Source organism: Streptomyces sp. NPDC056296 (genome assembly GCF_042268605.1).
GTDB lineage: Bacteria > Actinomycetota > Actinomycetes > Streptomycetales > Streptomycetaceae > Streptomyces.
This window is the reverse complement of record NZ_JBHJRX010000120.1, coordinates 1-7,274: the sequence shown is the minus strand read 5'-3', so window position 1 is coordinate 7,274 and position 7,274 is coordinate 1. Positions and strand designations below refer to the sequence as shown.

The window sequence follows — 7,274 nt, the reverse complement described above, 5'->3', positions numbered from 1 at the left end:
CTCCTTCACCCCCGCAAGATCATCGCGTCCAACAGCCACGGTCCTCGCAACTCCCACAGATCGCGGGTGTTGCGAGGACCGTTAGAACCCAAGCATGCGAGGGCCCGCAAGCGTGAGCCCGCAGGCGGGAGCCCGCTGGAGAGGGCCCCGCAAGCGTGTGCCGCATGCGAAGGCCCGCAAGCGTGAGCCGCATGCGAAGGCCCGCAGGAGAGGACCCGCAAGCGAAGGCCCGCAAGCGTGAGTCCGCAGGCGGGAGCCCGGAAGCGAAAGCCCGCAGGCAAGAGCCCGGAAGCGAAAGCCCGCAGGCAAGAGCCCGGAAGCGAAAGCCCGGAGCGAGAGCCCCGGCGCAGGGCGGGAGCCCGGACGCCCCCGTCCGCGGCGCTCCAGGAAACCCCCTACGCCCCGCCGCCCCACCCGGCCACCATGGCCGTATGACGACGACACCGCCGACCCCGGACGACCCAGCCACCCCATCCGCTCCAGCCGCTCCAGCCACTCCCGCGCAGGCCGACCACGGCGCCCGCGCCCACTCCTTCAACGCCGCCGCGGCCCAGTACGCCGCCAACCGCCCCTCCTACCCGCCCGCCCTCTTCGACGCGCTGGAGGAGCTGGCCGGCCGTCCCCTCAACGGCTCCCGCGTCGTGGACGTAGGCGCCGGTACGGGACTCGCCACCGCCCGCCTGCACGAGCGCGGTGCCGACGTGATCGCCGTGGAACCCGGCGCCGGCATGGCCACCGAGTTCCGCCGCACCCTTCCCGGCGTGCCGATCGTCCGCGGCAACGGCAACGCCCTCCCCCTGGCCGATCACACCGCCGACCTCCTCACCTACGCCCAGGCCTGGCACTGGACCGACCCCGCCCTGGCCGTCCCGGAGGCGTTGCGGGTGCTGCGTCCGGGCGGCGCGCTGGCGCTGTGGTGGAACACCGAGGCCGTCGACGTGCCCTGGATCGCCGCGGCAGCCCGGCGCATCGACCAGCACTTCGACCTCGACCTCTCCGCCGAGAAGCGGAACGTCGGCCCGGGCGCCGCCGACCCCGCCGGCCGCCTCGGACTCACCCGCCACGAGATCCGCTGGAGCCGTCGCGTCCCCGTCGACACCCACCTGGCCAACCTCGCCAGCCACTCGGTCTTCCTTACCGACACCGACGAACGCCGCGCGGCCTTCCTGACCGACGAGCGCCGGCACCTCCTGACCGTCTTCCCGGACGGAGTCGTCGAGGAGACGTACGTCGTCGTCCTCCTGCTCGCCAGGGCCCCCGTGACCCCTTGACGACGGATGGGGCGGCGAGGAGTATTCATCACATGATGAATTACTCCCCCGTTCCCCCCGGAGAAGCCGGCGGCGCCCCCGCCCCACCCGCCGTCCACGCCGAGAACCTCACCGCCGTCCGCGCCGACAACCTCACCGTCGTACGCGGCCCCCGCACCGTCCTGCGCGCCCTCGACTTCACCGTCCCGCGCGGCCGGATCACCGGCCTCCTCGGCCCCTCCGGCTGCGGCAAGTCCACCCTCATGCGAGCGATCGCCGGCACCCAGGCCAAGGTCACCGGCACCCTGGAGGTCCTCGGCCACCCCGCGGGCCACCCCGCCCTCCGCACCCGCATCGGCTACGTCACCCAGGCCCCGTCGGTCTTCGACGACCTGACCGTCCGCCAGAACCTCGACTACTTCGCCGAGATCCTCGCCCCCGGTCGCGCGGCCTCCGACCGCCGCCACGAGAACGTCACCCGGGCCATCGCCGACGTCGACCTCACCACCCACGCCGACGCCCTGGCCGGCAACCTCTCCGGCGGCCAGCGCAGCCGCGTCTCCCTCGCCGTGGCCCTCCTCGGCGCCCCCGAGCTCCTGGTCCTCGACGAACCCACGGTCGGCCTCGACCCCGTACTCCGCCGAGACCTGTGGACCCTCTTCCATTCCATCGCCGCCGACCGCGGCGCCACCCTCCTCGTCTCCTCCCACGTCATGGACGAGGCCGAGCGCTGCCACCGCCTCCTCCTGATGCGCGAGGGCGAGTTCCTCGCCGGGGGCACCTCCCGGCCGGAGGCTGGGGGAGACACCCCCGACGCGCTGCGCACCCGCACCGGCTCCGAGACGGTGGAGGAAGCCTTCCTCCACCTGGTCGACGAGGCGACGGCGACGGCCCGCACGAAGGAGAGGACCGAATGACCACCCCCACGGCCCCCACAACCACCCCCGAGACCCCGCACCCGGCCCCCACCCGCCCCCGTCCCCTCATCCTCTCCCGCACCACAGCCACCGCGACCCGCGTCCTGCGCCAGCTGAGCCACGACCCCCGCACCATCGCGCTGCTGATGCTGATCCCCTGCGTGATGCTGTTCCTGCTGCGCTACGTTTTCGACGGCAGCCCGCGCACCTTCGACAACATCGGCGCCTCGCTCCTCGGGATCTTCCCGCTGATCACGATGTTCCTGGTCACGTCCATCGCGACCCTGCGCGAGCGCACCTCGGGCACGCTCGAACGCCTCCTCGCCATGCCCCTCGGCAAGGGCGACCTCATAGCCGGCTACGCCCTCGCCTTCGGAGCCCTCGCCATCGTCCAGTCGGCCCTGGCGACCGGCCTGGCGATCTGGTTCCTCGGCCTCGACGTGACGGGCAGCCCCTGGCTCCTCCTCCTGGTCGCCCTGCTCGACGCCCTCCTCGGCACCGCGCTCGGCCTCTTCGTCTCGGCCTTCGCGGCCTCCGAGTTCCAGGCGGTCCAGTTCATGCCGGCCGTGATCTTCCCCCAGCTCCTCCTCTGCGGCCTCTTCACCCCGCGCGACAAGATGCACCCGGCCCTGGAGGCCGTCTCCGACGTACTGCCCATGTCCTACGCGGTCGACGGCATGAACGAGGTCCTCCGCCACACCGACATGACCACCGCCTTCGTACGGGACGCCCTGATCGTCGCGGGCTGCGCACTCCTGGTCCTGACCCTGGGCGCGGCAACACTTAAACGCCGAACGGCATAACAGCCCGTCCGGCGCTTGAGGACGAGGCCGTCCAGGCCGAACAGGGGGGTCTGGGGGCGCAGCCCCCAGAGACGGGAAGAGAAGGGGCGGCGGGGGCGAAATCCCCCGACGGACCGACCACCCACCGGCATCCCGCGGACTGGACGCGACGCCCCCACCCGCCCTCCTGAATGCGAGGATGACGACAACGGAAACGACGCACGCCAGACAGGGCATCGGAGGGCACCGAAAGCCATGACCCAGAAAGTCGCAGTCCTCGGCACCGGCAAGATCGGCGAAGCCCTGCTCAGCGGAATGATCGGAGCCGGCTGGGCCCCCGCCGACCTCCTGGTCACCGCCCGCCGCCAGGAACGCGCCGACGAGCTCCGCGCCCGCCACGGAGTCACCCCGGTCACCAACGCCGAGGCCGCCAAGTCCGCCGACACCCTGATCCTCACGGTCAAGCCGCAGGACATGGGCACCCTCCTCGACGAACTCGCCCCGCACGTCCCGGCCGACCGCCTGGTCATCAGCGGCGCCGCGGGCATCCCGACCGCCTTCTTCGAGGAGCGCCTCGCCCCCGGCACCCCGGTGGTCCGCGTCATGACGAACACCCCGGCCCTCGTCGACGAGGCCATGTCCGTCATCTCCGCCGGCACCCACGCCACCGCCGACCACCTCACGCACACCGAGGAGATCTTCGGCGCCGTCGGCAAGACCCTCCGCGTCCCCGAGTCCCAGCAGGACGCGTGCACCGCCCTCTCCGGCTCCGGCCCGGCGTACTTCTTCTACCTGGTCGAGGCCATGACCGACGCCGGCATCCTCCTCGGCCTGCCCCGCGACAAGGCCCACGACCTGATCGTCCAGTCCGCGATCGGCGCCGCGAAGATGCTCCGCGACAGCGGCGAACACCCGGTCAAGCTCCGCGAGAACGTCACGTCCCCCGCCGGCACCACCATCAACGCCATCCGCGAACTGGAGAACCACGGCGTCCGCGCCGCCCTCATCGCCGCCCTGGAAGCCGCCCGGGACCGCAGCCGCGAACTCGCCTCCGGCACGAAGGACTGACAGAACCAAGGACTGTCAGGACGTACGTCCGCAGGGCTCACTTCGCCGCCGCCACCACGTCCTCCGTCGTCACCACCGACGCGAACCCGCCCCCGTGCAGCGACACCGCCGAAGCCCGCGCCAGCTCGTCCGCGCTCTGCCGCCAGCCGAAGGGCCCCTCCAGACCGAAGGTGTACGTCGCGTCGAACGCGACGACGACCTCGTACCCGAGGTTCCCGCCCATCCGCGCCGTCGTCTCGACGCACATGTTCGTCTGGATCCCGGCCAGCACGAGCTGCGAGATCCCCGCCGCCCGCAGCCAGGCCCCCAGGTCGGGCGTCCCGAGGAACGCCGAGTTCACGCTCTTCGTGACCAGCAGCTCGGCCCCGCCCCCCTTCCCGCGTCGCCCCTCCACGTACTCCTTGAACCCGTTGCCCTCGTACCCGGTCCGCAACGGCGACCCGGGCTTGACGGAGTCGTGCCGTACGAAGACGACCGGCCGCCCGGTCGACTGCCATACGTCGATGAGGGCGGCGACGTTGTCGTCCGCCGCCGGATTGTTGCGCACACCCCAGAAGTCGACCTCCTCGAAGCCCTTCTGCACGTCAACGACCACCAATGCCGCGTTCTCAGCGATGTCCATACCCCCGATCGTGCCGCCCGGCAGCACCGGGCCCCAGAGGTACAGAAGCCAGCGATCGATGCTTTACTGCCACCCATGGCCGCCCCCTACCGCGTCGCCCTCGTCGCCTTCCCCGGCATCCGGGCCTTCGACGTCTCCGTCATCACCGAGGTCTGGGGCACCGACCGCACCGACCGCGGCGCCCCCGCCTTCGACCTGCGCCGTGTCGCCGCCGACGGCACCACCGCCGTCCCCATGCGCGGCGGCCTCGCCCTCCACCCCGACCGCGCCCTCGACTGGCTGGAGGGCGCCGACCTCGTCCTGATCCCCGGCCTCGACGACCACCTCACCCCGGCCCCCGCCCCGGTCCTCGACGCCCTCCGCCGCGCCCACGCCCGCGGCACCACCGTCGCGGCCCTGTGCGGCGGCGCCTTCACCCTCGCCCAGGCCGGCCTGCTCGACGGCCGCCGAGCCATCACCCACTGGCGACTGACCGACCTCCTGCGCACCCACCACCCCCGGGTCACCGTCGTCCCCGACGCCCTCTTCATCGAGGACGACAACATCTGGACCGCCGCGGGCACGGCCGCCGGCATCGACCTCTGCCTCCACCTGGTCCGCCTGGCCCACGGCGCCGAAGCCGCCGCCACCATCGCCCGCTCGATGGTCACCGCGCCCTTCCGCACCGGCACCCAGGCCCAGTTCATCGAGCACCCCACACCCCGGGCCGCCCGGGACGCCGACGCCCTCGCCGCCGTCCGCGAACACGCCCTGCGCCACCTTCACGAACCGCTGACGATCGCCGACCTGGCCGCCCGCGCCGGCATGTCCCCCCGCTCCTTCGCCCGCCACTTCACCGCGGCCACCGGCACGACCCCCCTCCGCTGGCTCCTGGACCAGCGCATCGCCGCGGCCCAGAAGCTCCTCGAACGCACCGACCTGCCCATGCCCGAGGTCGCCCGCCGCTCCGGCTTCGGCAGCGAGGTCACGATGCGCCAGCACTTCGCATCGCGCCTCGCCACCAGCCCCCGCGCCTACCGGGCCGCGTTCACGGGCGGCAGCAACCCGATCGCCCGGTAAGCGGCATCCACGGTCGGCCGAGCCATGGCCCGCGCCTTCTCCGCACCCTCCCGGAGCACGCCCTCCACATACCCGGGGTCCGCGCACAGCTCCTTGTGCCGCCCCTGCACCGGCCGCAGCACCTCGACGACGGCCTCGGCGGTGTCCTTCTTCAACGCGCCGTACGAGTCGTACCCACCCGCCAGCTCCGCCGGCTCCCCGCCCGTGCAGGCGGCGAGAATCTCCAGCAGGTTCGCCAGCCCCGGCCGCTCCTCCCGGTCGTACACGACCTCGCGCCCGCTGTCGGTCACGGCCCGCATGACCTTCTTCCGCACCACGTCCGGCTCATCCAGCAGGTAGACGATCCCCGGCCCGACGTCGTCGCTCTTCCCCATCTTCGACGCCGGCTCCTGCAGATTCATCACCCGAGCCGCCACCGCGGGGTTGGTCGCCCGCGGCACCACGAACGTGTGCCCGTACCGCTGGTTGAACCGCACCGCGAGATCCCGCGCCAGTTCCACGTGCTGCGTCTGGTCGTTCCCGACCGGCACCTCGTCCGTCCCGTACGCCAGGATGTCGGCCGCCATCAGCACGGGATACGTCAGCAGCGACAGCCGCACACTCCCGCCCCGCTCCCGCTCCCGCGCGGCCTTCTCCTTGTACTGGATCATCCGACGCATCTCCCCGTCGGTGGCGACGCACTCCAGTACGTACGACAGCCGGGCGTGCTCGTCCACGTGACTCTGCACGAACACGGTGCACAGCTCCGGATCCAACCCAGCCGCCAGCAGCAAGGAGGCCGCCTGCCGACTCAGTCTGCGCACCCGCGCCGGATCGTGGTCGACGGTCAGCGCGTGCAGATCGACCACGCAGAACAGGGCGTCCGATCGGTGCTGGTCCTCCGCGGCCCACTGCCGCATGGCTCCCAGATAGTTCCCCAGCGTCAGATGCCCGGTCGGCTTGACCCCACTGAAGACCCGCGTCATCTCTCCACCTCCTGGTCAGGGCCGCCGCCACCCGCCGGCCGCCCCTCCTGGAGGGAGATACGAGAACGGCCGCCGAAGCGGCGGCCGTTGAGTGCATACGTGCGTACGGCCGCCGTCAGGCGGCCCACCAGAGCCCGGTGCACGTACGCGTCATCACGCCTCCCACAGTACGTGTGCGGAGGCAGTCCGGCCCGGCATTTGACACACCCGTCCCGCGCTCGTAGTGTTCTCCGAGTTGTCCGACGTGAGCGCCGACTCCGGTCGGTCCCCGGACAGCGATTCCGCAAGTACCAACCACTCCTCGGCGAACAGTCGCGTTGTCGGCGTCGTCGTATTGTCGGTGCGCGTATTTGCGGAATGAGGAATCCACGTCCGTCAGGACACGACCCCGATTAGCTCGGGAGCCGGGAATCCGCTAGAGTCTCACCTCGTTGGAACGGCCCAACAGCCGCGAAGACAACCCCCTCTGACGGGGAATCAGAGCCCGAAAGGATCTGATAGAGTCGGAACCGCCGAAAAGGGAAACGCGAAAGCGAGAACCTGGAAAGCACCGAGGAAATCGGATCGGAAAGATCTGATAGAGTCGGAAACGCAAGACCGAAGGGAAGCGC

Annotated in this window: 7 protein-coding genes; 5 read left to right on the top strand and 2 right to left on the bottom strand. The window is 71.5% G+C overall.

The features are described from left to right. The first annotated feature begins 431 nt into the window (after nt 1–431). The 4 genes from ACFCZF_RS40480 (at nt 432) to proC (ending at nt 4,017) form a co-directional block, all read left to right on the top strand. A complete protein-coding gene (locus ACFCZF_RS40480) occupies nt 432–1,271 on the top strand; it encodes a class I SAM-dependent methyltransferase (protein ID WP_376675928.1) in 840 nt (279 codons plus the stop codon). Nucleotides 1,272–1,303: 32 nt separating this feature from the next. Next, on the top strand, nt 1,304–2,167 hold the full coding sequence (locus ACFCZF_RS40475; RefSeq protein ID WP_376675927.1) for an ABC transporter ATP-binding protein: 864 nt from the start codon (nt 1,304–1,306) through the stop codon (nt 2,165–2,167). After that, a complete protein-coding gene (locus ACFCZF_RS40470; RefSeq protein ID WP_375918018.1) occupies nt 2,164–2,970 on the top strand; it encodes an ABC transporter permease in 807 nt (268 codons plus the stop codon). Before ACFCZF_RS40475 ends, ACFCZF_RS40470 begins: the two co-directional genes overlap by 4 nt. 234 nt (nt 2,971–3,204) lie before the next feature. Then, on the top strand, nt 3,205–4,017 hold the full coding sequence (gene proC / locus ACFCZF_RS40465) for a pyrroline-5-carboxylate reductase (RefSeq protein WP_376675926.1): 813 nt from the start codon (nt 3,205–3,207) through the stop codon (nt 4,015–4,017). Nucleotides 4,018–4,054: 37 nt separating this feature from the next. On the opposite strand, the gene ACFCZF_RS40460 is transcribed toward proC, so the two are convergent. Beyond that, nucleotides 4,055–4,639: a cysteine hydrolase family protein gene (locus tag ACFCZF_RS40460; protein WP_376675925.1), complete on the bottom strand. Its 585-nt coding sequence runs from the start codon at nt 4,637–4,639 to the stop codon at nt 4,055–4,057. Nucleotides 4,640–4,714: 75 nt separating this feature from the next. Here ACFCZF_RS40460 and ACFCZF_RS40455 point away from each other — a divergent pair, with 75 nt between their 5' ends. After that, entirely contained in the window at nt 4,715–5,698 is a 984-nt protein-coding gene (locus ACFCZF_RS40455) for a GlxA family transcriptional regulator (RefSeq protein ID WP_376675924.1), read from the top strand. Here ACFCZF_RS40455 and trpS read toward each other — a convergent pair. Then, a complete protein-coding gene (trpS, locus tag ACFCZF_RS40450; protein ID WP_376675923.1) occupies nt 5,653–6,663 on the bottom strand; it encodes a tryptophan--tRNA ligase in 1,011 nt (336 codons plus the stop codon). The two genes, ACFCZF_RS40455 and trpS, sit on opposite strands and share 46 nt — an antisense overlap. Nucleotides 6,664–7,274: the final 611 nt, after the last annotated feature.

Coding starts and splice junctions, on each gene's coding strand:
- ACFCZF_RS40480 (WP_376675928.1), top strand. CDS start 432: ATGACGACGACACCGCCGACCCCGGACGACCCAGCCACCCCATCCGCT.
- ACFCZF_RS40475 (WP_376675927.1), top strand. CDS start 1,304: ATGATGAATTACTCCCCCGTTCCCCCCGGAGAAGCCGGCGGCGCCCCC.
- ACFCZF_RS40470 (WP_375918018.1), top strand. CDS start 2,164: ATGACCACCCCCACGGCCCCCACAACCACCCCCGAGACCCCGCACCCG.
- proC (WP_376675926.1), top strand. CDS start 3,205: ATGACCCAGAAAGTCGCAGTCCTCGGCACCGGCAAGATCGGCGAAGCC.
- ACFCZF_RS40460 (WP_376675925.1), bottom strand. CDS start 4,639: ATGGACATCGCTGAGAACGCGGCATTGGTGGTCGTTGACGTGCAGAAG.
- ACFCZF_RS40455 (WP_376675924.1), top strand. CDS start 4,715: ATGGCCGCCCCCTACCGCGTCGCCCTCGTCGCCTTCCCCGGCATCCGG.
- trpS (WP_376675923.1), bottom strand. CDS start 6,663: ATGACGCGGGTCTTCAGTGGGGTCAAGCCGACCGGGCATCTGACGCTG.